The organism is Tabrizicola sp., assembly GCF_022842145.1.
GTDB lineage: Bacteria > Pseudomonadota > Alphaproteobacteria > Rhodobacterales > Rhodobacteraceae > Tabrizicola.
On sequence record NZ_JALHQD010000001.1, the window covers coordinates 444,395 to 466,891 of the forward strand.

General features: G+C 65.9%; 22 protein-coding genes. 17 read left to right on the forward strand and 5 right to left on the reverse strand.

Features of this window, described 5'->3' with window-relative positions; translation table 11 throughout:
* Positions 1-8: 8 nt before the first annotated feature.
* The 7 genes from Q0C42_RS02285 to Q0C42_RS02315 all read left to right on the forward strand — a co-directional run bounded on the left by Q0C42_RS02285 (position 9) and on the right by Q0C42_RS02315 (position 8,436).
* Entirely contained in the window at positions 9-743 is a 735-nt protein-coding gene (locus Q0C42_RS02285) for an N-formylglutamate amidohydrolase (RefSeq protein WP_295071367.1), read from the forward strand.
* 187 nt (positions 744-930) lie between these two features.
* Positions 931-1,254, forward strand: coding sequence for a DUF1244 domain-containing protein (locus Q0C42_RS02290; protein ID WP_295071370.1), 324 nt, complete (start codon positions 931-933; stop codon positions 1,252-1,254).
* Between the two features lie 2 nt (positions 1,255-1,256).
* A complete protein-coding gene (locus tag Q0C42_RS02295) occupies positions 1,257-1,682 on the forward strand; it encodes a cyclopropane-fatty-acyl-phospholipid synthase family protein (RefSeq protein ID WP_295071373.1) in 426 nt (141 codons plus the stop codon).
* 41 nt (positions 1,683-1,723) lie between these two features.
* Complete coding sequence (locus Q0C42_RS02300) at positions 1,724-2,377, forward strand: hemolysin III family protein (RefSeq protein ID WP_295071376.1); 654 nt, start codon at positions 1,724-1,726, stop codon at positions 2,375-2,377.
* Between the two features lie 167 nt (positions 2,378-2,544).
* The gene (locus Q0C42_RS02305) at positions 2,545-3,723 is read left to right on the forward strand and encodes an aminotransferase class I/II-fold pyridoxal phosphate-dependent enzyme (protein ID WP_295071378.1); all 1,179 of its coding nucleotides are present in this window, start codon (positions 2,545-2,547) and stop codon (positions 3,721-3,723) included.
* 11 nt (positions 3,724-3,734) lie between these two features.
* Entirely contained in the window at positions 3,735-6,680 is a 2,946-nt protein-coding gene (locus Q0C42_RS02310; RefSeq protein ID WP_295071381.1) for a DNA translocase FtsK, read from the forward strand.
* 343 nt (positions 6,681-7,023) lie between these two features.
* A complete protein-coding gene (locus Q0C42_RS02315; RefSeq protein WP_295071383.1) occupies positions 7,024-8,436 on the forward strand; it encodes a serine/threonine-protein kinase in 1,413 nt (470 codons plus the stop codon).
* A 4-nt stretch (positions 8,437-8,440) separates the two neighbouring features.
* Here Q0C42_RS02315 and Q0C42_RS02320 read toward each other — a convergent pair whose 3' ends face one another.
* Positions 8,441-9,268, reverse strand: coding sequence for a hypothetical protein (locus tag Q0C42_RS02320; RefSeq protein ID WP_295071386.1), 828 nt, complete (start codon positions 9,266-9,268; stop codon positions 8,441-8,443).
* Positions 9,269-9,404: 136 nt separating this feature from the next.
* Entirely contained in the window at positions 9,405-10,808 is a 1,404-nt protein-coding gene (locus Q0C42_RS02325; protein WP_367115716.1) for a D-amino acid dehydrogenase, read from the reverse strand.
* 160 nt (positions 10,809-10,968) lie between these two features.
* Between Q0C42_RS02325 and Q0C42_RS02330 the strand changes: the two genes are divergently transcribed.
* A complete protein-coding gene (locus Q0C42_RS02330) occupies positions 10,969-11,568 on the forward strand; it encodes an outer membrane lipoprotein carrier protein LolA (RefSeq protein WP_295071387.1) in 600 nt (199 codons plus the stop codon).
* Between the two features lie 53 nt (positions 11,569-11,621).
* On the opposite strand, the gene Q0C42_RS02335 is transcribed toward Q0C42_RS02330, so the two are convergent.
* Complete coding sequence (locus Q0C42_RS02335) at positions 11,622-12,203, reverse strand: lytic transglycosylase (protein ID WP_295071389.1); 582 nt, start codon at positions 12,201-12,203, stop codon at positions 11,622-11,624.
* Positions 12,204-12,405: 202 nt separating this feature from the next.
* Here Q0C42_RS02335 and hspQ point away from each other — a divergent pair, with 202 nt between their 5' ends.
* The 8 genes from hspQ (at position 12,406) to Q0C42_RS02375 (ending at position 19,173) form a co-directional block, all read left to right on the forward strand.
* Positions 12,406-12,732, forward strand: a complete 327-nt coding sequence (hspQ, locus tag Q0C42_RS02340) for a heat shock protein HspQ (protein ID WP_295071391.1) — start codon at positions 12,406-12,408, stop codon at positions 12,730-12,732.
* 68 nt (positions 12,733-12,800) lie between these two features.
* On the forward strand, positions 12,801-13,142 hold the full coding sequence (locus Q0C42_RS02345) for an STAS domain-containing protein (protein WP_295071394.1): 342 nt from the start codon (positions 12,801-12,803) through the stop codon (positions 13,140-13,142).
* Positions 13,126-13,575: an ATP-binding protein gene (locus tag Q0C42_RS02350; RefSeq protein ID WP_295071397.1), complete on the forward strand. Its 450-nt coding sequence runs from the start codon at positions 13,126-13,128 to the stop codon at positions 13,573-13,575. The genes Q0C42_RS02345 and Q0C42_RS02350 overlap by 17 nt, the downstream gene beginning before the upstream one ends.
* Before the next feature lie 211 nt (positions 13,576-13,786).
* Positions 13,787-15,361 (forward strand): gamma-glutamyltransferase family protein, encoded by a 1,575-nt coding sequence (locus Q0C42_RS02355; RefSeq protein ID WP_295071400.1) that lies wholly within the window; start codon positions 13,787-13,789, stop codon positions 15,359-15,361.
* Positions 15,351-15,827 (forward strand): GAF domain-containing protein, encoded by a 477-nt coding sequence (locus Q0C42_RS02360; protein WP_295071402.1) that lies wholly within the window; start codon positions 15,351-15,353, stop codon positions 15,825-15,827. Before Q0C42_RS02355 ends, Q0C42_RS02360 begins: the two co-directional genes overlap by 11 nt.
* A 107-nt stretch (positions 15,828-15,934) precedes the next feature.
* Entirely contained in the window at positions 15,935-16,825 is an 891-nt protein-coding gene (locus Q0C42_RS02365; RefSeq protein WP_295071405.1) for a homocysteine S-methyltransferase family protein, read from the forward strand.
* On the forward strand, positions 16,818-17,486 hold the full coding sequence (locus tag Q0C42_RS02370) for an RluA family pseudouridine synthase (RefSeq protein WP_295071407.1): 669 nt from the start codon (positions 16,818-16,820) through the stop codon (positions 17,484-17,486). Before Q0C42_RS02365 ends, Q0C42_RS02370 begins: the two co-directional genes overlap by 8 nt.
* A 34-nt stretch (positions 17,487-17,520) precedes the next feature.
* The gene (locus tag Q0C42_RS02375) at positions 17,521-19,173 is read left to right on the forward strand and encodes an FMN-binding glutamate synthase family protein (protein WP_295071410.1); all 1,653 of its coding nucleotides are present in this window, start codon (positions 17,521-17,523) and stop codon (positions 19,171-19,173) included.
* Between the two features lie 143 nt (positions 19,174-19,316).
* On the opposite strand, the gene Q0C42_RS02380 is transcribed toward Q0C42_RS02375, so the two are convergent.
* Together Q0C42_RS02380 and fnrL are read right to left on the reverse strand one after the other, a co-directional pair.
* Positions 19,317-20,234, reverse strand: a complete 918-nt coding sequence (locus Q0C42_RS02380) for a PhzF family phenazine biosynthesis protein (protein ID WP_295071413.1) — start codon at positions 20,232-20,234, stop codon at positions 19,317-19,319.
* Positions 20,235-20,334: 100 nt separating this feature from the next.
* Entirely contained in the window at positions 20,335-21,072 is a 738-nt protein-coding gene (gene fnrL, locus Q0C42_RS02385) for a transcriptional regulator FnrL (RefSeq protein WP_295071416.1), read from the reverse strand.
* Positions 21,073-21,135: 63 nt separating this feature from the next.
* Between fnrL and hemN the strand changes: the two genes are divergently transcribed.
* Positions 21,136-22,491, forward strand: coding sequence for an oxygen-independent coproporphyrinogen III oxidase (hemN, locus tag Q0C42_RS02390; protein ID WP_295071419.1), 1,356 nt, complete (start codon positions 21,136-21,138; stop codon positions 22,489-22,491).
* Positions 22,492-22,497: the final 6 nt, after the last annotated feature.

Below are 22,497 nucleotides of genomic sequence, written 5' to 3' on the forward strand. Positions count from 1 at the left end.
AGTGCGACGTGGCGTTCAGGATCGAGGGTGAAGACCGCAAGGGCCGCTGGCTGGTGACCTGCGACCATGCGTCGAACCGGGTGCCAACTTGGGTGGGCGGCGGCGATCTTGGCATCCCGGCCGAGGACATGGCGCGCCACATCGCCTGGGATGTCGGGGCGGCGGGAGTGGCGTCGGAGCTGGGGCGGATGCTGGACAGTCCGGTCCTGATGTCGGACTTCAGCCGCCTGGTGATCGACCCGAACCGGGGCGAGGACGATCCGACGCTGGTGATGAAGCTTTATGACGGCACGATCATCCCGACGAACCGGCACATCACGGCCGAGGGGGTGGAGGAGCGGCTGGACCGGCTTTACCGGCCCTATCACGCCGCTTACGCCCGGTTAGCGGCCCTTCGGCCGGACCGGGTGATCGTGGCGGTACATTCCTTCACGCCCTGTCTGCGCGGGCGGTCGGCCCGTCCCTGGCACGTGGGAGTGCTTTATTCCCATCTGGACGACAGATTTTCCAGACCACTGATCGCGCGATTGCAGGCCGAAACCGACCTGTGCATCGGAGATAACGAGCCCTATTCGGGCCACCTTCCGGGGGATGCAATCGACCGCCATGCCTTGCGTCTGGGGCGGCACAACACGCTGGTCGAACTGCGCAATGACCTGATCGGAACGCCCGGCGAGCAGGCCCACTGGGCTGCACGGCTGGCGCCGATCCTGACTGCCGCCCTGGCCGACCTTGAGGCGTGAAGCCGTAAGGTGGGCCAGCGTCAAAGCAGCGAGCGGGACGTGGCGATCCTGCCCTGGATCGTCAATCCGGTCCGTTTCGCTACCCGACCGATCCTGGCAGCGAGGATCGTCTGGTCGCCGCGACCCCTCCGGGAGCCCTTGACCTGACCCACGGCCCCGCCCACCATTCGGGGTGAAGGAGACCGCCATGGACCCGCAGACCCGAACCGAGCTTGAAGCCGCCGCCTTCCGTGCACTGGTGCATCACCTGATGGTCAAGCGCCCGGATGTGCAGAACATCGACCTGATGAACCTTGGCGGGTTCTGCCGGAACTGCCTGTCGCGCTGGTATCAGGAAGCGGCGGCGGAGCGTGGGCTGTCGATGACCAAGGATGAAGCGCGCGAAGTGGTCTACGGGATGCCCTATGCCGATTGGGTGGCGCAGAACCAGACCGAGGCGGATGGGGCGAAGAAGGCCGCATTCGAGGTGGCCTTTCGCGCCAATGTGGAAGACCCGAAATCGGGTGCCTGACGATGCGCGCGTCGGACCGGATCCGTCACTTCGTCGCGGCCTTGCCGCTGCGTCCCGGTCTGCGCGTGCTGGAGATCGGCTGCGGACCGGGCGTGGCCGCACGGCTGGTAGCTGCGCGGGTTGTGCCGGGCATGATCCTGGCGATCGACCGATCGGCGCGCGCCGTCGCGCAGGCCAAGGCCGCGTCGGTCGCCGAGATTGCGGCGGGCAGCATGATGGTCAGGCACTGCGCGGTGGAGCACTTCACGCTGGACGACGGCGAGACGCCGTTCGACCTTGCTTTCGCGATGCGGGTCGGTGCCCTGGACGGGAGGCATCCCGAGATCGAGCGGCGGGCGCTGGAGTGCATCCGGTCCGCCCTTGTGCCCGGCGCACGGCTTTTCATCGACGGCGGTGATCCCTTGCGCGAAATCGTGCCGCTGCGCTAGGCCCGGGGGCAAGGCACCCGAATATCCGCTATACTGGCCCGATGCTGCTTTTGACCCAACGCCACGAATACTCATCCGCCGAGCGCCGCAGCGACGCGGTCGTCCATGCCTTGGGGATCGGGGCTGCGCTGATCGGCGTGCCGATCCTGATCGTCCTGGCGATTAGCTTGCATGGCGATGCCCCCGCGATTGCGGCGACCGCGGTTTACGGAGTGGCCCTGCTGACCATGCTGGTCTTCTCGGCGCTGTTTCATCTGACCAGGCACCCAAGGCTCCGGCGCATCTTTCGCAGCCTCGACCATACCGCGATCCTGTGCCTGATCGCGGCGACCTACACTCCGTTCGTGCTGCTGTCGGGGGCCGATGCCGAGGGGCTGCTGGTAGGGCTGTGGGTCGCTGCCCTGACCGGGGCCGCGATGCGGGCCTTTGCGCCCGACCGACTGAAGCTGGCGGCCATCGCGCTGGCCTTGGGGATGGGATGGGCCGGGCTGGTCGGGGGTGGAGCGCTGTTCGCCGTGCTGTCACCGCCCGTGATGGTGCTGATCACGCTTGGTGGGGTGCTTTACACGGTGGGCGTCGGGTTCTGCGTCTGGGAAAGGCTGCCGTTTCACTACACGATCTGGCATCTCTGCGTCCTGGCGGCGAGCGCAATGTTCTATGCCGCTGTCACGGTGCAACTGGTCAAGTCGGCATAAGTGCACCGCCCGGTAGGGTGGGCGATTCGCCCACCTTCCCGGTCAAAGCGCAAAAGCCACAGGTGATCTCAACCCTCTCACTGCGAAGGGTTTTTTGTGGACCTCTCGCGCGTGACTGGCTATCGTTCGGGAAACCGGGGCGCTTAGACCCCGCGATCGAGGCAGTCATGGCGTTTCCTGAGCGGTTTTCGAACCTGCCAGACTATGCGTTTCCGCGTCTGCGGAAGCTTCTGGACGCATATGCGCCCGGCGGCACCCCCATCGCCATGACCATCGGCGAGCCTCGGCACGCGATGCCGGAGTTCGTCGGGGCCATCCTTGCGGCCAACCTTTCGGGCTTTGCCGTCTACCCGCCGAACGACGGGACGCCGGAGCTGCTGGCGGCCATCTCGGGCTGGGTTGGGCGGCGCTATGGCGTGACGCTGGCCGAAGACCGGCTGATGGTGCTGAACGGCACGCGGGAGGGGTTGTTCAACGCCTGCATCGCGCTGTGTCCCGAGACGAAGAACGGCCAGAAGCCGGTCGTGTTGATGCCGAACCCGTTCTACCAGGTCTATGCAGTCGCGGCGCTGACCGTCGGGGCCGAGCCAGTCTATGTGCCAGCGACCGCCGCCACCGACTTCCTGCCCGACTATGGCAGCCTGCCCGCCGAGGTGCTGAACCGGGTGGCGCTGGCCTATATCTGCTCGCCCGCGAACCCTCAGGGGGCTGTGGCGTCGAAGGAATATCTGGCGGACCTGCTGGCCTTGGCCGAGAAGCACGACTTCAGGGTGCTGGCGGACGAGTGCTATTCGGAAATCTGGCGCGAGACGCCTCCCCCCGGCCTGTTGCAGGTTGCGGCCCAGCAGGGCGCGGACCCGGAGCGGGCGGTGGTGTTCCATTCGCTGTCAAAACGGTCGAACCTGCCAGGCTTGCGGTCGGGCTTCGTCGCGGCGGGGCCGGAGTCGATGCTGCGCATCCGGCAGTTGCGCGCGTTTGCGGGTGCTCCGCTGCCCCTGCCCTTGCAGCGGGTGGCCGAGGCCTGCTGGCAGGACGAGGCGCACGTCGAGGCGTCGCGTGCGCTTTATCAGCAGAAGTTCCGCGATGCGGACCGGATCTTCGCCGGGCTGCAGGGCTATCAGGCGCCGGGGGGCGGGTTCTTTCTGTGGCTGCCGGTCGAGGATGGCGAGGCAGCGGCCATCAAATTGTGGCGCGAGACGGGGGTGCGGGTTCTGCCCGGCGGTTACCTCTCGCGCGATGCCGGAGGGCAAAACCCCGGCAAGGGATATATCCGCGTGGCCCTTGTGGCCCCGCAAGAAGAAACGCAGCGCGGGCTGACTTTGCTTCGCGACTGTATCTACGGGTAAGTGAGGGACGAATGGCTTCCTATCAGGCACGGCAGCGCGATCCGCTTCTGGACCAGGGCACGCAGGCAATGCTGGAACGCCGGGGGCGCGAGCTTCTGGGGCTGGTTCTGGTCTTGGTGGCGTTTGCCTTCACGCTGATGCTGTGGAGCTATTCGCCCGAGGACCCGGGCTGGATGGTGGCGACCGAGGAACCGGCGCAGAACATGTTCGGGCGGTTCGGGGCGGCCCTGGCCTCGACCCTGATCATCCTGATCGGCAAGGGGTCCTGGACGATCCCGCTGATCTTCCTGGCCTGGGGCGTGCGCTTCATGATCCACCGCGGCGGTGAGCGCGCGGTGGGCCGGGTGGTCTTTGCGGTGATCGCGGTGGCCTTCGCGGCGGTGCATTGCGCGACGCTGGTGCCGGGGGATACCTGGACCCACACTTTCGGGCTGGGCGGGTTGTTCGGCGACACGGTCACGGGGTCGCTGATCGGGGTCATTCCGGGGTCGGCCGGGTTCGGGCTGAAGTTCCTGTCGCTGGTGACCTTCGGCGGCCTGATCACGATGATGCTGTTCGTCACCGGCTTCGACATGGAGGAGCTGAAGGCGATCCAGCGCTTCCTGCTTCTGGGGTCGATCATGGGCTATGCCGCGCTGCGTCAGGGCCTTGGCTATGGCGCGCGCGGGGCGTTGCATGGCGCGGCGGCCCTGCAGGACCGGGCACGGGCGCGGCAGGCCAGCGTGGCCGCGGCGCGCTATGAACCGCCGGTCGCGATGGGACAGGGCGCTGCGCCTCAACGCCGGGTGATGCCGCCCGTCACCGGCGCGATGGCACCCGAGCCGCTGCGGGCCGCACCTGCGCGGGCGATGCCTGCCTCGCTGCGGTCGGAGCCGCGCTATGCGCCCGAACCGGAGTATGCGCCCGCCCCGGTGAAGGAGAAGCTGGGTCTTCTGGAGCGGCTGCGTCGCAAGGCGCAGCCCGAACCGGAATTGATCGAGATCGAGCCGACCTGGGACGCCTCGATGCCGCAGGAAGACCGGATCAAGGCGCGGATTTCCGACGTGATCCGCACCCGCGTTATGCGGACACCCGACTTCCCGGTCGCCCCGCCGCCACTGCCGACCGCCGCCCGGGTCGAGCCTCCGGTGATGCGTCCCAAGGGGCCAGTCGTGCTGATGGCCGACACGCGGCCCCTGCCCCGGACCGCCCTGTCCGTCGCCGCCCCAGCCTGGGAGCCGGAGGTCGAGGAGGACGAACCGCTCGCCTTTACCGAAGAAGCGTCCTGGGACGATCAGGACGACCTGGACGATTACCCGCTGGAGGAACTGGAGGATGAGTTGCCTCCGATCCGCCCGCTGGGTTTTGCCCCGGACCGCAAGGCCGTGGTGCAGCATGCGGTGAAGAAGCCCGCCCCGTCGCGGCAGGCCGTGGCGGAAAGCCAGCCCGCGCTTCGGTTCGAGGAACCGGTGCAGGTCTATGAATTGCCGCCGCTGAACCTGCTGTCGGCCCCGATCAAGGTGCAGGGCAACCAGTTGTCCGACGAGGCGCTGGAAGAGAACGCCCGGATGCTGGAAAGCGTTCTAGACGACTATGGCGTCAAGGGCGAGATCACCGCGGTCCGCCCCGGCCCGGTTGTGACGATGTACGAGTTGGAACCGGCCCCCGGTCTGAAAGCCAGCCGGGTGATCGGTCTGGCCGATGATATCGCCCGCAGCATGTCAGCGCTCTCGGCCCGCGTGTCCACCGTTCCGGGCCGGTCGGTCATCGGCATCGAACTGCCGAACGTCCACCGCGAGAAGGTGGTCCTGCGCGAGATCCTGTCGGCCCGCGATTTCGGCGACAGCCAGATGCGGCTGCCGCTGGCCTTGGGCAAGGACATCGGCGGCGAGCCGGTGGTGGCGAACCTGGCGAAGATGCCTCACCTCCTGATCGCCGGGACCACGGGGTCGGGGAAATCGGTGGCCATCAACACGATGATCCTGAGCCTCCTTTACAAGCTGACACCCGAGGAATGCCGGTTGATCATGATCGACCCGAAGATGCTGGAACTTAGCGTCTACGACGGCATCCCGCATCTGCTGTCGCCTGTCGTGACCGACCCGAAGAAGGCCGTCGTGGCCCTGAAGTGGGTCGTGGGCGAGATGGAGGAACGCTATCGCAAGATGTCCAAGATGGGCGTTCGGAACATCGAGGGTTACAACGGCCGGGTGCGTGAAGCCTTGTCGAAGAACGAGATGTTCAAGCGCACGATCCAGACCGGGTTCGACGAGGAAACCGGCGATCCGATCTTCGAGACCGAGGAATTCGCGCCCCAGCCCTTCCCCTATATCGTCGTCATCGTGGACGAGATGGCAGACCTGATGATGGTCGCGGGCAAGGAAATTGAAGCCTGCATCCAGCGCCTGGCGCAGATGGCGCGGGCTTCCGGTATCCACCTGATCATGGCGACGCAGCGGCCGTCGGTGGACGTGATCACCGGCACGATCAAGGCGAACTTCCCGACGCGGATCTCCTTCCAGGTGACCTCGAAGATCGACTCGCGGACCATCCTTGGCGAGCAGGGCGCGGAGCAGCTTCTGGGCGCGGGCGACATGCTTTACATGGGCAACGGGGCGAAGATCACCCGTATCCACGGGCCTTTCGTTTCGGACGAGGAAGTGGAGGAGATCGTCAACCACCTCAAGTCCTTCGGGCCGCCGGTCTACATGTCGGGCGTCGTCGAAAGCGTGGACGACGAGCGCGACAACGAGATCGACGCGGTGCTGGGCCTGAACTCGGAAGGCGACGACACGCTGTATGACCAGGCCGTCGCCATCGTGGCGAAGGACCGGAAGTGCTCGACCAGCTACATCCAGCGGAAACTGGGCATCGGCTACAACAAGGCCGCGCGTCTGGTGGAGCAGATGGAAGAGGAAGGCGTGGTCACCCGCGCCAACCACGTCGGCAAGCGCGAGATCCTGATCGAGGAGCGGTAGGGCGCGGTTCCAAACCGGACTGCTTCATCCTAGCGTCTTCACCGCTGACTTGCCTTCGCGGGTCTCGAACAGGCTGACCTGTGTCCGCTCTGATGGCCGGTGACGACCCTTGGTGGCGGCGGGCCCGGGGGGATTGACCAAATGTTGACCCTGCAGGGAACTTCCTGGTCAGTTCGGGCAGGCCCTTAATCATTTGGGCATTTCGACCACAATCGCGCCTCAATCCGGCCCCAATCCGACCACAACCTAGAGTTGTAAATCGTGTCCGGTTTTCGCCACAGAATCGACATTGTGCTGCAGTGGGGGCCGGCAGGTGCGTCTTGGGCTAGGGGGCCCGTGGAACATGGCATTCGATACCTCGGATACGTTGACCCGTTCCGCCTATAGCGACGAGCTTCTGCCCGGCACGTCGCTGTTCCACGGCCAGTACCGGATCACCCGATTCATCAACAGCGGCGGGTTCGGGATCACCTATCTGGCCAAGGACAGTCTGGACCGGGATGTCGTGATCAAGGAGTGCTTTTCCAGCAGCTTCTGCCGCCGCACCGACAGCCGGGTTCGCGCGCGGTCACAGGGCACGCGCGACCAGATGCAGCGGATCGTGAAAAGCTTCCTGAACGAGGCGCGGAGCCTGGCTTTGCTGACGCACCCGAACATCGTCGGCGTGCATCAGGTGTTCGAGGACAATGATACCGCCTATATGGCGATGGATCATATCCGGGGCCACGACCTGCTGGAGATCATCGACGAAGGCAAGCGCGCGCTGACGCCCGACCAGATCGTGTCGATCGCGGGCAAGTTGGTTTCGGCCATCGGGTACATCCATGGGCGGGGGCTGCTTCATTGCGACATCTCGCCGGACAACATCTTCCTGACCCCGGAAGGCGAGCCGATCCTGATCGACTTCGGCGCGGCGCGGCGCAGTGCGGCAGGCGAGGCGCAGAAGTATTCGGGTCTCAGCGTGGTGAAGGACGGCTACTCGCCGCACGAGCTCTATACGGCTGCGGGCAATTCGGGACCCTGGAGCGACATCTATTCGCTGGGCGCGTCGTTGTACCATGCGATCACCCGCGAGGCGCCGAAGGACTGCCAAAGCCGCCTCTCGGCGCTGGCGGAAAAGCGGCCGGACCCCTGCCGCCCGCTGGCGGGCCGGATCACGGGCTATCCGACCGGGTTTCTGGAAAGCATCGACCGGGCGATGGCGGTCGTGGCCTCTGCCCGGTTCCAGTCGGCCGCGGACTGGCAGCAAAAGCTGCCGCAGCCAGAGCCGAAGGATCGCAAGGTGGTGCTTCTGCGCCGTCTGGTGCCGACCATGGCACCTGGTGAGACCGTGGCCCGCGTCGCCTTCCCGGAACCCCTATCGGCGCCGCAGCCGGTCCGCCCGCGCCGCACCTTCCTGCGCGGCAATGACGTCGACATCTCCAGCCTGCGCCGGACCAGCGGCTTTGCTGGTGCCTGGCTGGTGGACAGTGCAACAGGGCATGTGCTGGCCGCCGAACAGGACGACCGGCGGCACGATACCGAAGCGGTCATGGCCGCCGCCGTGGGGCTGGGCCGCGCCACCGTGCGGGCGATGGAGCTTGTCGACGACCGCGTCGAGGACATTCTGGTCACCCTTGGCCGCCAGGTCCTGCTGATCCGCCCGCTGACCCATGCGGCACGGACATTCCTTTGCGTGGCGATGGACGGTGAAAGTGCAAACCCCGGACTGGCCCGGGTGCAGTTGCGGCGGGTCGAACAGTCGATCCGGCTTTAGCAGGTCAGGACAGCTCCAGCAGTTCGCGGCGGGTGCCTTGCATCGCGGCGTCCAGCATAACCGCGATGATAACGCTCACCACGACCGAGAAAAGTGCAAGCTCGATATAGGTGATCCGCAGCGATTGCCCGACGATGATCGCCAGCGGATGCGACAGGATGATCCACGTCGACATCCGGCCGCACCAGTCCGAGGTGGTGGTGGCCGGCAGGCGGATCGCCATGCACAAAAGTGCAAGTGCCGTCCCGAGCAGGATCGTGGCATTGTCCGGCGCAGGTCGACCGATGAACAGGATGGCGGAACTGAGCAGCAGCGTCACCACCGCCAGCCGCCAGCCCCAGGCAAAGAAGGCGATCCCGACCAGGATCGGCAGGATGCCAAAGCTCCACAGGCCGAAGGGAACGGCTTCGGGCGTGCCTTCGATGGACATGAACAGCGCCACGACCAGCGCGGTTCCAAGCGAGGCCAACGGGTGCTGGAACCAGGGCGCCAGCACAGAGGCAAGGAAAGCGAAGGGCAGGACCCACAGATGCGACCAGGTGCCGGTGAGGATCATGTAATCCTCCCACCAGCCCAGGGGTGGCGCGTGGGCCTTCAGCGCCAGTGCCGTCTGCACGATCCCGAAGACCAGCGACCAGATGGCGAAGGGGATCAGCAGCCGCCGCGCCTTGGAGGCGACGGTCCCCGTGATGGGCAGGGTCAGGATCACAAGCAGGAAGGGCACCGACAGATAGGCGATCCGGTTGCCGGGCGCCTGACTGAAGAACCAGACAAACCCGAGGGCTGCCAGGAACCGGCCGTAATCGATCAGTCCATTCCGCCCAGCTGTCACCACTGCATTCCCCGCTGCGATGCTTGACGCCGAGTGTGCGCCGAAATTGCGTTTCAATCCAGTGGGTAATCGGGCTCGCCACAACCGGGAGCCGGCAATCCGGGATGCAACCGCGAGTTAGTGAAGTGGGTGCCCGTCAGGCCGGAACCGGCAGTCCGGACTGGGGGCGACGACCCTTGCTTCCGTCGCGCAGATAGCGGGCGTGGCCAAGGTCGGCAGCGTCGATCTGGGTCCGATGGCCGCTGACGATGTCGGCCAGAACCCGGCCCGAGCCCGCCGCCATCGTCCAGCCCAGCGTGCCGTGGCCGGTGTTCAGGAACAGGTTCTGGATCGGAGACCGTCCGACGATGGGCGTGCCGTCCGGCGTCATTGGGCGCAGGCCGCTCCAGAACTTCGCCTGGGACTGGTCGCCCGCGCCACCGAACAGGTCCTGGACCGAGTGGGTCAGCGTGGCCCGCCGCTTCGGCGACAGGCTGGTGTCGAACCCGGCGATTTCCGCCATGCCACCGACGCGGATGCGGTCGCCAAGCCGGGTGATGGCGATCTTGTGCGTCTCGTCCATCACGGTCGACACCGGGGCGCGGCTCTCGTCCACAATCGGCACGGTGATGGAATATCCCTTGACCGGGTAGACCGGCAGCTTGATCCCGAACTCACGCACCAGCATGGGCGAATACGAGCCCAGGGCGACCACGAAGGCATCCGCCGTGACGCGGCCTTCCGAGGTATGGACGGCGGTGATCCGGCCCATCGAGGCTTCCAGCCGGTCGATGGAAACCCCGTGGCGGAACGTGACGCCCAGAGCCTTTGCCATGTCGGCCAGGCTTTGGGTGAACTTGAAGCAGTCACCAGTTTCGTCGCCCGGAAGCCGCAACCCGCCAGCGATCTTGTCCCTGGCCCCGGCGAGGCCCGGCTCGGCTGCGACGCAGGCGTCGGCGTCCAGCACCTCGAACGGGACGCCATCGGCCTTCAGGACCGCGATGTCCTTTGCCGCCGCCGCAACCTGCTTTTCAGTGCGGAAAAGCTGCAGCGTGCCTTGCGTGCGTTCATCGTAGGAGATCCCGGTTTCGGCGCGCAGTTCCATCAGGCAGTCGCGGGAGTATTCGGCCAGCCGCACCATGCGCGACTTGTTCACCGCATAGGCTTCGGCGGTGCAGTTCATCAGCATCCGCGCCATCCACGACAGTTTCGCCCAGTCCGGACGCGGCTGGATGATCAGCGGAGCATGTTCCATGAACATCCACTTCAACGCCTTCATCGGAATGCCGGGGGCCGCCCAGGGCGAGGAATAGCCGGGGCTGATCTCGCCCGCATTGGCGAAGGAGGTCTCCAGCGCCGCGGCGGGCTGGCGGTCGATGACCGTGACCTCGTGCCCGGCCTTTGCCAGATACCAGGCCGAAGTCACCCCGATCACGCCCGCGCCCAGCACCACGACCTTCATCTGATCCATCCATCCAGCAGTTGCATTGCCGTGGAAGATATGGCGCATCGGGTGGGATTTCTTGGGGAAGTTCAGCGCGGTTACAGCGTACTTGCGAATGTTCTGCGCTCAATTTCCGGTAATACGCACAATCCTTGCGAGGATGTGCAAGTCAGTCGAAGCAACCTCCCTCACAATCGCATCACACGCTCGGCACGTCCCTGCAACAGAGCGGGCTGCGGGGGTGCATCCCGTCCACGGCATTGCTATATTCCAAGGCATGAACCGTCGTCTTGCCCTGCTGGCCCCGCTCGCTTTCCTCCTGCCGCTTCCCGCGGCGGCGGAAAAGATTTCCCTCGCCACACTGTCGGATTACCTGAACGGGCTGACGACGCTGGAAGCGGACTTCACCCAGATCAATTCGGACGGCTCGATCTCGACCGGGAAGATCTACATTCATCGCCCGGGCCGGGTGCGCTTTGAATACGCGCCGCCGGACCGCAGCCTGGTGATCGCAGGCGGCCAGCAGGTCGCGATCTTCGACGCCAAGTCGAACCAGCCGCCGGAACAGTATCCGCTGAAGCGGACGCCCTTGAACCTGATCCTAGGCCGCGACATCGACCTTGGCCGGGCCAAGATGGTCGTCGGACACTCCGATGACGGCACCTCGACCCGCGTCACCGCGCAGGACCCGGAGAGCCCGGAATACGGCACGATCGAACTGGTCTTCACCGACAACCCCGTCGAGCTGCGCCAGTGGATCATCACCGACGACCTTGGCGCGCAGACCACGGTGATCCTGGGCGAGATGAGCAAGGGCGGCAGGTTCGGTGCAAGCCTGTTCGACATCACCGCCGAAACCGCCAAGCGGGGGAACTGACCGGACCGTCAGCGCCATGCCAAGCGTAGGGTGGGCGATGCGCCCACCTTCCGTCAGCGGCAGTAGGCCAACTGTCCGCGGTACATCTCGGACCGCGCCCCGACCGCGGCCGCAACTTCGACCAGCCAGGGCTTGTTCAGGTAGGACTGGGACGAATACCCCGTCCGGCCCTCGTGATAGGCCAGGTACTGCGCCCGGGCGTCGTCCTTGGATATCCCCAGCGACCGCGCGGATTCGTCCATGTACCAGCCCATGAAGTCGGTCGCGTCACCGATGTCGTCCCGCTTGGCCCGCCGCCCGCCGGCGCTGGCCTGGTATTCCTCCCAGGTGCCGTTCAGGGCCTGGCTGTAGCCATAGGCCGTGCTTTGCCGCCCCATCGGAATCACGCCCAGCGCAAAGGTGTGCGGGGTGCGCGCATTACCGATGAATTTCGATTCCTGGTAGATCGTCGCCATCTGGACATGCACCGGGATGCCCCAGCGCCGCTCGGTCGCGGTCATCGCCCGCAGGTACTGCGGCCGCTCGCGAATGATCGCACATGCATCGTCCAACTGCCTCGGCGCCGAGTAGTTGCCACCGCCCCCGCAGGATGCAAGGCAAAGGACCACCAGCGACGCACGGAGAAACCTGCTCATTTGCCCCTCGTGCACTTTTCTTTTGTAGCAACTTTAGCTTATTCGCTGCGGGGATGAAATGGGGAATGCCCGACCCGCAGATCAGAAACCCGCGAGCGGCCGGACTGTAGGACGATGGCCCACAGACTGTTTCCCTGCGGGTGGCGAGGCGAAGTGGACAGATTTCCTCCAAAGGCGTAAAGAAAATCCGGGGGATTGTGCCATGCAGACGACGCACGCCAAGTACCATATCGGGCAGGTGCTCCGTCACCGGAAGCATCCGTTTCGGGGTGTCGTCTTCGACGTGGACGCGATGTTTTCCAACACCGACGAATGGTACGACAACATCCCCGAGGAGAGCCGTCCCTCGAAGGACCAGCCCTTCTACCACCTTCTCGCGGAAAACGGTCAAAGCTACTACGTGGCCTATGTCTCCGAGCAGAACCTTGTGCCCGACGAAACCGGCGAACCGGTCGATCACCCCGATCTCGGCGATCTTTTCGGCGATTTCGAGGACGGGCGTTATCCGGTGACGTTCCAGCTGAACTGACGGTTGGCGCTTACCAGTTGTTCACCCTTTGACCCTAGCCTGCGGGAAACGCAAGAAAGGGGTGCAACATGCAACTGCAGACTCAGACCAGACCCAAGGTGATCTCGGTGACGGTGATCGAGGACCGTATCGACGCGGCCACCGCGATCCAGTTCAAGGAAAAGATGCGGGACGTGACGAAGAACGGGCCGGACCGCGTGGTCCTGGACCTGGCCCGGGTCCAGTTTCTTGATTCGTCAGGACTGGGCGCCATCGTCGCGGTGAAGAAGCTGCTTGGCCCCGACCGCGTGCTGGAGCTTGCTGGCCTGACCCCCACGGTCGAAAAGGTGTTCCGACTGACGCGGATGGACAGCATCTTCACCATTCACCCCTCGGTCGATGTCGCCGTCTCGCATGCAGCCAGCGCCTGAGCCTCATGGTCGGTCGGACGGGCTGCACCTGGTCTTTCTGGCCAGCCCGCTCGCCGTCCGGGACAATCTGGCGCAGATGCTGGCCGCACCGCCTCTGCGCGATCTTTCGCCCGATGGGCGCGGCACCGCCGAACTGGTGCTGGCCGAAGTGCTGAACAACATCGGCGAACATGCATACCCCGACGGGCCGGGCCCGGTCTGGGTCACGCTGACTGCGGTCGCAGATGGGACGCAGTGTCTTGTGGTGGACCAGGGCATCGCCATGCCGCACGAACGACTGCCGGTCGGGCAGCTTCCCAGCACCGACACCGCGCTGGAGGATCTGCCCGAGGGTGGCTTTGGCTGGCATCTGATCCACAGCCTGACGAATGATCTGACCTATCTGCGGACGGGTGGCTGCAACCGGCTCAGCTTCCTTCTCCCCCAGGCCTAGACAGTTCGGATTTTAGAAACTGGTCGCAAACCTGCCGCGGGATCGTCCTGCTTTCGTCGCGGCGCCGGGCGATCCGGACGCTGCGGCGGTCAAGGCTGCCCCCGGCATCCGGATCCTCAGTCCATCCCTCTCCCGGATGTCGGGGTCCTTTCCCCTTGGCTTCGCCGCCCCCGCGCCCTAGCTTCGACAGGGACCTGCATTCGGGGGAACAATGCGCGACCTTCACCTGCCTGGCCGCTCGGCCGTCTATGCCCGCAACGGCCTGTGCGCCACCTCGCATCCCATCGCAGCCCAGGTCGCGATCGAGGTGCTGAAGTCCGGCGGCAACGCAGCCGATGCAGCCCTTGCCGGCGCCGTCGTCCTTGGCATTGCAGAGCCGCAGATGACCGGGATCGGTGGGGATTGCTTCGTCCTCCTCAAGCCTGCCGGATCCGATGAGGTTGTCGCACTGAATGGCTCCGGCCGCTCCCCCAAGGGGTTGAACGCTGCCGACCTCCGCACCAGGGGCCTGACCGCGATGCCAATCCAGGCCATCGAATCGGTCACGCTGCCCGGCGCCATCGACGCCTTCTGCCGCCTGAACGCCGACTACGGCCTGAAGTCGCTGGCCGAGGTGCTTGCCCCCGCCATTCACTACGCCGAAGAAGGCATCCCCGTCGCCCCCCGCGTCGCATTCGACTGGGCCGACGACCTGCCCTGCCTGAAGGGCGCCGCACGCGATTTCTACACCCTGAACGGCCAGGCGCCCACCATCGGCCAGGTCTTCCGCGCTCCCGGCCAGGCCGAAGTCCTGCGCCGCATCGCAAAGGACGGCCGCGCCGGGTTCTACGAGGGCGAAGTGGCCGAGGACATGATCACCTCGCTGCAGGCTCTGGGCGGCACCCACACCCATGACGACCTGGCCGCCACCGCCTGCGACTACACCACGCCCGTTTCCGGCCCGTACCAGGGGATCGAGCTGATCGAGCACCCGCCAAACGGCCAGGGCGCGACGGCGATCCTTCTCCTCAACATCCTCAAGCACTTCGACCTCAAGGCGATGGACCCCTTCGGCAGTCAGCGCGCCCATATCGAAGCCGAGGCGACCAAGCTTGCCTATGACGCCCGCAATCGCTTCATCGCCGACCCCGACCACACCACCCGCCTTGCTCACATGCTCAGCGATGACACGGCCGCGAAGCTTGCGGCGCTGATCGATCCCAGGCGCGCGATGCCCGCCGCGGCCCCGCTGACCGAGGCGATGCACCGCGACACGATCTATATCACCGTCGTCGACCGCGACCGGATGGCGGTGTCGCTGATCTACTCGATCTTCTGGGGCTTTGGCGCAGGGCTTGCCTCCTCGAAATTCGGGGTCAACTTCCAGAACCGCGGCGCAGGCTTCACCCTGCAGGAAGGCCACCCGAACGAGGCCGGTCCGGGCAAGCGCCCGATGCACACCATCATCCCCGGCATGCTGCGCCAGAACGGCCGCGTGATCATGCCGTTCGGCGTCATGGGCGGGGCCTACCAGCCCACGGGCCATGCGCGCTTTGTCTCCAACCTCACCGATTTCGGCCTTGATCCGCAGGCGGCGATCGACGCGCCCCGCTGCTTCTCGGGCCCTGACGGGATGGAGGTCGAGCGCGGCTACAGCGATGCCGTCCGTGCCGACCTTGCCGCGATGGGCCACAAGGTGGTCATTCCCGACACCCCCCTTGGTGGCGCCCAGGCGATCCGCATCGACGGCGACCTGCTGATCGGCGCCTCCGACCCCAGGAAGGACGGTTGCGCCCTTGGCTACTGAGCCCGCCCCGACTCTCGACCGCGATGCGATCAGCGCCAGCATCCGCGCCCTGACCCAGGGCGAGACGGACTCTGTCGCGCTGATGGCCACCGTCGCCTGCGAAATCCACCACGCGCACCCCTTCGCCGACTGGACCGGCTTTTACCGCGTCGTGGCGCCCGAGCTTCTGAAGATCGGCCCCTACCAGGGCGGCCACGGCTGTCTGGTGATCCCGTTCAGCCGCGGCGTCTGCGGTGCCGCCGCACGTACCGGCCAGATCCAGAACGTGCCGGACGTCGAGGCCTTCCCCGGTCACATCGCCTGCTCCTCCAGCACGCGATCCGAGCTTGTCCTGCCAGTGTGGAACGGCCGTGGAGAGCTGCTCGGTGTCCTCGATCTGGACAGCGACAGCCAGGCCGCATTCACTAGGGACGACGAAGACTGGCTCGTCCCTCTCCTCGCCGAAGTCTTCCGGGACGCGACCTGACCCGACCGACCGAGTTGCGCTTTCATCTTTGTGCAAATATCCCACGGGAGGTCTGGAGGGTGTGAAACCCTCCAGGGCCAGCCCCAGGCGCAACGACAGGACAACAGATGACCACCATCACTCTTCTCGACGGCGGCATGGGCCAGGAACTGATCGCCCGAGCCGGGTCCGACCCCGGCCCCCTGTGGGCGACGCGGGTGATGCTGGACCACCCCGGCCTCGTCCGCGCGATCCACGAAGATTACTTTGCGGCCGGGGCCAGCCTTGCCACGACCAACACCTACAACATCCTGCACGACCGGCTGCAACCGCAGGGCCTCGACGCCCTGTACCACGCGCTCCACCTGCGGGCCTTGGCCGAGGCGCATGAGGCCCGCGCCAGCGCGGGTCGCGGGATGATTGCCGGCTCGATGGGTCCGCTGGGCGAAAGCTACCGCCCCGACCTGACCCCACCCGTGGACGTCTCGACGGCACTCTATGCCGAGAAGGCCCGCCTTCTGGCCGCCCATGTCGATGTGATCCTGATCGAGACGATTTCCTCGCTCGACCTTGCGCGCGGGGCGCTGAGAGGGGCGCGGACTACCGACCGGCCGGTCTGGCTTTCGGTTTCCGTCCAGGACCGCGACGGCACGAAGCTGCGGTCCGGCGAACCTGTTGCGCGTCTGGCCGAGGTCCTGGCAGAGACCCCCGCCGACGCCGTCCTTGCCAACTGCTCGATGCCCGAAGCGATGTCCTCCGCGCTTGACGCATTGAAACCCCTCGGCCTGCCCTTCGGCGCCTACGCCAATGGCTTCTCCGAGATCACCCCGCACACCCACGGCACCAGCGCGCCGGAATACTGCGCCCGCCACGACCTGTCGCCGGACCGCTACACCGACTTCGCTCTGGGCTGGGTCGCGCAAGGCGCCACGCTGATCGGCGGCTGCTGCGAGGTCGGTCCCGCCCATATCCGCCATCTCCACGCCCGCCTGAAAGCCGAAGGGCACAGGATTGCATAGGCCTTCGCTCATCCCGGATTTCGCCTACGATCCGCCGGACACCCCTTTGCAGATCCTGCACGAGGACGCGGCGGTCATCGTGGTGGACAAACCCGCGGGCCTTCTTACCGTGCCGGGCAAGCTGGAGGGGCGGCAGGATTGCCTGATCACCCGCCTCAAGGCCGCACGCTGGGATGCGCTGACGGTGCACCGGCTGGACTGCGACACCTCCGGGGTCATCATCTTCGCCCGAACCAAGCAGGCGCAGGGTTTTCTGGGGCAGGAGTTCGAGAACCGCCGCGCCAAGAAGACCTACATCGCCCGGCTGAAAGGCCGTCTGGAGCAGGACAGCGGTACAATTGATCTGCCGGTCGGCAGCGATTGGGAGTATCGCCCGCGGCAGAAGGTCGACCCGGTGAACGGTCGTCCAGCCGTCACCGACTGGCAGGTGATCGACCGGACCGACACCGAAACCCGGGTCCACCTGACTCCGCACACCGGGCGCAGCCACCAGTTGCGCGTCCATATGCTGTCGCTGGGCCACCCGATCCTTGGCGATCAGATCTACGCGCCCGAGACGCTGCCCGGCCATCCCCGCCTGATGCTGCATGCCGAGACGCTGGCGCTGCACCATCCCACCACCGGCGCCTGGGTCAGCTTCACCGCACCGGCGCCGTTCTGAAATTCCGTTAACCGGACCGCAAGTTCCATGCTTAATGCTGGCCGAACCGAACCCGGGGGCCGGAATGCTGTCGACTGTCTTCACGCTGCGCTATGCCCTGATCACCTGGCCCGCGATCCTGGTGGTCGTCGTGGCTCTGCTGATGCTGGCTTTTCCGGCGCAGGACTGGTGGCTCCTCCCCTTTGGCGCGCTGTGCATGGCGTCCGTGCTGATTGGCGTCCACGATCTGCGCCAGACCCGCCACGCGGTCTTGCGCAACTACCCGGTCGCCGCCCACCTGCGCTTTCTGCTGGAGGCGATCCGGCCCGAGATGCGGCAGTATTTCTTCGAAGGCGACAAGGACGGCGCCCCCTTCCCCCGCGACAAGCGCGCCATCGTCTACCAGCGCGCCAAGCGAGAGCTGGACAAGCGGCCCTTCGGCACCCAGTTCGACGTCTATCAGGAACAGTACGAATGGCTGCACCACTCCATCGCTCCGAAAGCGGCGGTCGGGCATGACGGGCTGCGGACCCTGATCGGGGCAGGCACGGCGCTGCCCTATTCCGCCAGTCTCCTCAACATTTCAGCGATGAGCTATGGGTCGCTCTCTGCCAATGCGATCCGGGCCCTGAACAAGGGAGCCAAGTCGGGCGGCTTCTATCATGACACGGGGGAAGGCGGGGTTTCGCCCTATCACCGCGAACACGGCGGTGATCTGGTGTGGGAGCTGGGATCGGGCTACTTCGGGGCGCGCCGGGCGGACGGTGGTTTTGACCCGGCCAAGTTCGCCGAGGCCGCTCAGGACCCGCAGATCCGAATGGTCGAACTGAAGCTTTCGCAGGGGGCCAAGCCCGGTCACGGCGGGGTGCTTCCGGCGGCCAAGGTGACTCAGGAAATCTCGCGCATCCGGGGCGTGCCGATGGGACAGGACTGCGTGTCACCGGCAAGCCATGCCGTCTTCTCCACCCCTGTCGGCCTGCTGGAATTCGTGGCGCAAATGCGCGAGTTGTCAGGGGGCAAGCCCGCCGGGGTCAAGCTGTGCATCGGCCACCCGTGGGAGTTCATGGCGATCTGCAAGGCGATGCTGGCGACCGGGATCACCCCCGATTTCATCGTCGTCGACGGGAAAGAGGGCGGGACCGGCGCTGCACCCTTGGAATTCATGGACTATGTCGGGATGCCTTTGCGGGACGGACTAAGCTTCGTTCACAATGCGCTTGTCGGGATCGGGGTGCGGGACCGGGTGCAGATCGGGGCGTCTGGCAAGATCACCTCGGCCTTCGACATGGCGCGGACGCTGGCATTGGGGGCCGACTGGTGCAACGCGGCGCGGGGGTTCATGTTCGCGGTCGGCTGCATCCAGGCGCAGTCCTGCCATACCGGGGCCTGCCCGACCGGGGTCGCCACACAGGACCCGCTCCGGCAGCGGGCCATCGTGGTCCCCGACAAGGCGGAACGGGTGGCAAGCTTCCACCGCAACACGCTGCATGCCCTGGCCGAACTGGTGGCTGCGGCGGGCCTGTCACATCCGTCCGAACTGCAACCGCACCACTTCCTGCGAAGGGCCTCGTCGGACCGGGTGATCTCGCTGGCCGAGCAGTACGAACAGCTTTCGCCGGGCCAGTTGACCGCTGACCCGGCCTCGTCCCCGCGCTTTGCCGAGGCCTGGGCCCTGTCCTCGGCCGATACATTCGCGCGGGTGGGCTAAAGCAACCGCTGAGCAATCAAGACCAAGCACTTGCGGGCCGGCATTCACGATCCGTTGGGACATTCGCTTGGGCGTAGGGTGGGCGATCCGCACACCTTCCCGACAAGCACCGCGCCGCAGAGGGACCCGCGCAGGGGCTCACCTCATCCCTTCGGCGCCCGGATCTGCCCTGACGCGACGGGAACTGCGTTGCCCGCCACGCGGACCTGCTGCAACCGGCCACCGCGCTGCACGACCGCAAGACCGATGTCGCTGGGACGGCCCATCTCGACCCCCTGCCGCAAGGCAAGCTGCGTCTCACCCTCGCTCAACCCGCCCGAAGCCAAAAGCTGTGCGGCCAGGATCGCACTGGCTGACCCGGTCGCGGGATCCTCGGGGATCCCTGCGGTGGGCGAGAACATGCGGGCGCGGAAGTCGCAATCTGGCCCCGGCGTGTACAGATAGATGCTGTCGACCCCGGCGGCCTGCATCTGTTCGGACCAGACCGGCTGAATCGGACGCGCCCGAGCCAGCGCCGCAAGCGAGGCAATGGGCGCGTACAGAAAACGCGGCCCGCCCTGCCAGAGACCGGGGCGATGAGCCGCAAAGCCGATGTCGTCCGTCGCAAGGCCCAGAGCCCTCCCCAGCCGGACCGGATCCAGCGCCGCGGCAAGGTCGGGCGCATCGGGAACGGCATGCGGAAGGACCGGCGCGACGAACTCGGCCCGCGTTGCGGTCCCGCGGCGCCAGACCTTGACGGGGACGAGGCCAGCCTCTTCCTCCAGCACGATCTCGCTGTCGAAATCCCCCGGTCCGGCGGCGGCCGTGGCAAGGTGGATCGCGCAACCGATGGTGGGATGACCGGCGAAAGGGATCTCGGCAGTGGGAAAGAAGATGCGCACGCGGGCGGTGTGGGAGGGGTCTGCCGGTCGCTGCACGAAGATCGTCTCGGACAGGTTGAATTCGCGCGCAAGGGTCAGCATCTGCGCCGTCGACAGGTCATCGGCACCAAGGACGATCGCCAAGGGATTGCCGGCGAAGGGGCGGTCGGTGAAGACGTCGCAGGTGTGGAAGGTCAGCATGAACCGCTCCAAGATCCAAGCGAACTGGTTACCAGCCGGTTAACGGCCACCAGTGGATCCGTTGATAACATTGGACAATCTGTTCGCGCCCGCGTGGTGCTCAGACCAGCATCCCGCCGTCGCTGTCGTCGCCAGCCTCTTCCAGCAGGCGGTCGAGGTTGGGGATCGAGACGTGGCGGTTGCCTTCCAGGCTGATCACCCCGTCCTTCTTCAGCGCGGAAATCTGGCGGCTCACGGTCTCCAGCGTCAGGCCCAGATAATCCGCCATTTCTTCCCGGGTAAGGGGAAGGTCGACCGACAGGACGCCCGCCTTCTTGCGCACGTGCAAGGCCGCGTCGCGACGGGCGATGATCGAGATCAGCGAGGCGATCTTTTCCCGGGCAGTCTTTCGACCCAGAAGCAGCATCCATTCCCGGGCGGCGTCCAGTTCATCCAGCGTCATCTCCAAGAGCCGCTGGGCGATGTGGGGGGTGGCGACCATCATCTCTTCGAAGGGCTTCTTACGGAAGCAGCACATCACGAGGTCGGTGGTTGCGGTCACGTCGAAGGCTGCGGTTGACCGACCCGGACGACCGACGAAATCAGACGGCAGCAGCAACCCGACCATCTGGCGGCGGCCATCTTCCATCGTCTGGGTCAGCGTGGCGATGCCCGAGACGACCGAACCGACAAACTCCATCCGGTCGCCGGACCAGATGACGGTCTGGCCAGCCTGGAAGCTGCGGTAGTACTTAATCTGCTCCAGCCGCGAAAGCTCGTCCGTTTCGCAGCGCGCGCAGACCGCCCGATGGCGGATCGGGCACTCACCGCACTGAACGTGAACGGAGTGATCGTGCATCGGTCTTGTCGTCCCTTGATCTGAGTCAAGGATCACCCCTGACACCATTTCTATTTTAAACGCATGACACATGACCCGCAACTCGCCCGGCTTGGGCTATTCGACGCACGCGTACCGCGTTACACGTCGTATCCAACAGCACCGCACTTCGGGTCGGACATCGGGCCGCCGGATTTTTCTCGCTGGATCCAGTCGATCCCCGAGGGTAGCGCAGTTTCGCTATACATACACGTCCCTTTCTGCCGGAGATTGTGCTGGTTCTGCGCGTGCCGGACCCAAGGCACGACCTCGGACGAGCCGGTGATCGCCTATGTCGAGACGCTGAAGGCCGAATTGGCGCTTCTGCGGGCGCATCTGCCGCGCGGGGTACAGCTTTCGCGCCTGCACTGGGGCGGCGGGACGCCGACATTGCTGTCTGCGGACCAGATGCGCAGCCTTGCCGACACCGTGTTCGACGTGGTGCCGCTGGCCGAGGATGGTGAGTTCTCGGTCGAGATCGACCCCAACGAGATTGACGATGCGCGGCTGGATGCCCTTGCGGCGGCAGGCATGAACCGCGCCTCGATCGGAGTGCAGGACTTCGACCCCTTGATCCAGAAGGCGATCGGACGCGAGCAAAGCTATCAGCTGACCCGCGACGTGGCCGAGCGCATCCGGGCGCGGGGGATCGGCAGCCTGAACGCCGACATCCTGTACGGACTGCCGTTCCAGACCGGGCCGCGGATTTCCGATTCCGTGCAGAAGCTGCTGACCCTGTCTCCGGACCGGGTGGCGCTTTACGGCTATGCCCATGTGCCGTGGATGAGCCGGCGGCAGCAGATGATCCCCTCGGACGCGATGCCGACGCCGCAAGAGCGGCTGTCGCTGTTCGAGACGGCGCGGCAGCTGTTCCTGTGGGACGGCTACGTCGAGGTCGGGATCGACCATTTCGCCAAGCCCGAGGACGGGATGGCGCGGGCGCTGATGGCGGGGACTTTGCGGCGGAACTTCCAGGGCTACACCGATGACACGGCACCCGTGCTGATCGGGCTTGGCGCCTCGTCGATCAGCCGGTTCCCGCAGGGCTTCTCGCAGAATGCCTCGGGCACTGCGCAGCACACCAAAGCGATCCGCGCCGGGCAGTTCTCGACCCACAAGGGGCATGCCTTTGCCGGCGAAGACACGCTGCGGGCGCGGATCATCGAGGCGCTGATGTGCGATTTCTTCGTCTCGCGCGGCGAGCTCTTGCGCGACTTTGACGTCACGCCCGCCCGGCTGGATGCGCTCTTTCAACGGGCGGTGGCCGAGTTCGGTGACATGGTGCGGGTAACTGACGAAGGGTTCTACATCCCCGACCGCGCGCGGCCCCTGACCCGGATGATCGCGCGGGTCTTCGATGCCTACGACAGCGAGAAGGCCAAACACTCCTCGGCGGTTTGAGGGCGC

Coding starts and splice junctions, on each gene's coding strand:
- Q0C42_RS02290 (WP_295071370.1), top strand. CDS start 931: ATGGACCCGCAGACCCGAACCGAGCTTGAAGCCGCCGCCTTCCGTGCA.
- Q0C42_RS02295 (WP_295071373.1), top strand. CDS start 1,257: ATGCGCGCGTCGGACCGGATCCGTCACTTCGTCGCGGCCTTGCCGCTG.
- Q0C42_RS02300 (WP_295071376.1), top strand. CDS start 1,724: ATGCTGCTTTTGACCCAACGCCACGAATACTCATCCGCCGAGCGCCGC.
- Q0C42_RS02305 (WP_295071378.1), top strand. CDS start 2,545: ATGGCGTTTCCTGAGCGGTTTTCGAACCTGCCAGACTATGCGTTTCCG.
- Q0C42_RS02310 (WP_295071381.1), top strand. CDS start 3,735: ATGGCTTCCTATCAGGCACGGCAGCGCGATCCGCTTCTGGACCAGGGC.
- Q0C42_RS02315 (WP_295071383.1), top strand. CDS start 7,024: ATGGCATTCGATACCTCGGATACGTTGACCCGTTCCGCCTATAGCGAC.
- Q0C42_RS02330 (WP_295071387.1), top strand. CDS start 10,969: ATGAACCGTCGTCTTGCCCTGCTGGCCCCGCTCGCTTTCCTCCTGCCG.
- Q0C42_RS02335 (WP_295071389.1), bottom strand. CDS start 12,203: ATGAGCAGGTTTCTCCGTGCGTCGCTGGTGGTCCTTTGCCTTGCATCC.
- hspQ (WP_295071391.1), top strand. CDS start 12,406: ATGCAGACGACGCACGCCAAGTACCATATCGGGCAGGTGCTCCGTCAC.
- Q0C42_RS02345 (WP_295071394.1), top strand. CDS start 12,801: ATGCAACTGCAGACTCAGACCAGACCCAAGGTGATCTCGGTGACGGTG.
- Q0C42_RS02350 (WP_295071397.1), top strand. CDS start 13,126: ATGCAGCCAGCGCCTGAGCCTCATGGTCGGTCGGACGGGCTGCACCTG.
- Q0C42_RS02355 (WP_295071400.1), top strand. CDS start 13,787: ATGCGCGACCTTCACCTGCCTGGCCGCTCGGCCGTCTATGCCCGCAAC.
- Q0C42_RS02365 (WP_295071405.1), top strand. CDS start 15,935: ATGACCACCATCACTCTTCTCGACGGCGGCATGGGCCAGGAACTGATC.
- Q0C42_RS02375 (WP_295071410.1), top strand. CDS start 17,521: ATGCTGGCCGAACCGAACCCGGGGGCCGGAATGCTGTCGACTGTCTTC.
- Q0C42_RS02380 (WP_295071413.1), bottom strand. CDS start 20,234: ATGCTGACCTTCCACACCTGCGACGTCTTCACCGACCGCCCCTTCGCC.
- fnrL (WP_295071416.1), bottom strand. CDS start 21,072: ATGCACGATCACTCCGTTCACGTTCAGTGCGGTGAGTGCCCGATCCGC.
- hemN (WP_295071419.1), top strand. CDS start 21,136: ATGACACATGACCCGCAACTCGCCCGGCTTGGGCTATTCGACGCACGC.